Source organism: Curtobacterium sp. B8 (assembly GCF_000333315.1).
GTDB lineage: Bacteria > Actinomycetota > Actinomycetes > Actinomycetales > Microbacteriaceae > Curtobacterium > Curtobacterium luteum.
The window spans coordinates 1-1,672 of sequence record NZ_BACW01000209.1 but is presented as its reverse complement, the minus strand read 5'-3'; the positions used below and the strand labels follow the sequence as shown (position 1 = coordinate 1,672).

Genomic DNA, 1,672 nt, shown 5'->3' with positions numbered 1-1,672 from the left:
ATCTCGTAGTTGACGATGAAGTTCTTCGTGCCACTGGTGGTGGCGCCGAGCTGCTCCATGCGGCGGATCGCGGCCTCGACGTCGGGCTCGACGGCGCCGATGCGGACGCCGGCGTGCTCGAGGGCGATGGCGATCTGCCAGGCCTTGTCACCGGAGACGACGTCCACGTGGTCGAGCTTCGAGAAGTCGATGTCGTAGATCCAGGAGATGTCCGGCGTGCCCTCGTCGATCGCCATGAGGACCTGCTCGGGGTGGTCCGGCAGGGCGTCGAGGTTGAGCTGGAGGCTCGCGGCGTTCTTGAACATCGTGAACTCGGCGGACTCGCCCGCGATGGGCAGTCGCTCCCCGCGCCCGTAGGCGGGCTTCATCGTGCCGAAGGCCTTCGTGACCGCGTCCGCGCGGAACTGGTCGCCGAGCGCCGCGCTGGCCGTTGCCGTGGCGGCAGCCGCGTCCACCGCGTAGTGCAGCCCACGCGCCGGCAGTCGGACCGGGATGTCGGCTCCGGCGAAGCGGATGGTCGCACCGTCGCCGGTGTTCACGACGACCTCGGCGTCGGCGACGTTCGGCTCGGCGTCCTGCCGGTCGAAGTCGTCCGCGTTCTGCAGGCCGTTCGGCGCCGCGGCGACGACCTCGGCACTCGCCCCGAACCGGAGCACCTGCTGGTCGGCCGTACCGACGTAGGCGTCGAGGAACTGGTCGTCGCGGTTCGTGATGACGTTCCGGGCCGAGAGCGCCGCGGTGTCGAGCATCATCGTCGCGACGCGCTCGGTCTCGAAGAACCGGTAGAGCTGGTCGACCTGCACGTTGAGCATCGTCACCGTCGACGGCGACAGGATGCCCGCGAGCTCGACCGCGAACGCCTCGTCGACCTCGAGGATGCCGATGTCGGCCTTGAGCTTGCCGGTCAGCGACACCTCGGACAGGAGTGCCGACGCGATGCCCTGCGGGAGGTTCGCTCCCGAGGGGTTGGTGAAGACCCGCAGGCCGTGCGCCCGGACGATGTCCGAGATCATGTGGGTCGTCGTCGACTTGCCGTTCGAGCCGAGCACGAAGACGACGCCGTTCGGGAACTGCTTCGTCACGTGCTGCAGGAAGTCCGGCACGAGCTTCAGGACGATGTACCCGGGGTAGGCGGACCCCCCGCCCCGCGCACGGGCGAGGGCGCGGAGGATCCGCCCGACGAGGATCGGGACCAGGAAACGCATCGGCCTACTCGAGGTAGTCGCGCAGCGACTGCGACCGCGACGGGTGGCGGAGCTTCGCCATCGTCTTGGACTCGATCTGGCGGATGCGCTCACGCGTCACGCCGAACGTGTCACCGATCTGGTCGAGGGTCTTCGGTTGGCCGTCACCGAGGCCGAAGCGCATGCGGATCACGCCCGCCTCGCGCTCGGACAGGGAGTCGAGGAGGCTCTCGAGCTGCTTCTGCAGCATCGTGAAGCCCACCGCGTCGGCCGGGACGACCGCCTCGGTGTCCTCGATGAGGTCACCGAACTCCGAGTCGCCGTCCTCGCCCAGCGGCGTGTGGAGCGAGATCGGCTCGCGGCCGTACTTCTGCACCTCGACGACCTTCTCGGGGGTCATGTCGAGCTCACGGGCGAGCTCTTCCGGAGTGGGCTCGCGACCGAGGTCCTGCAGCATCTGGCGCTGCACACGCGGCAGCTTGTTGATG

Annotated in this window: 2 protein-coding genes; both read right to left on the bottom strand. The window is 68.8% G+C overall.

The genetic code is table 11. The annotated features are described in order from the left end of the window. Window positions 1-1,205, bottom strand: a 1,205-nt coding sequence (locus tag I59_RS05285; RefSeq protein ID WP_022902975.1) for a MurT ligase domain-containing protein, incomplete at its 3' end; no start/stop codon positions are given. Window positions 1,206-1,209: 4 nt separating this feature from the next. Then, window positions 1,210-1,672: sigma-70 domain-containing protein (locus I59_RS05280; protein ID WP_031272978.1), on the bottom strand; the 463-nt coding region annotated here is incomplete at its 5' end.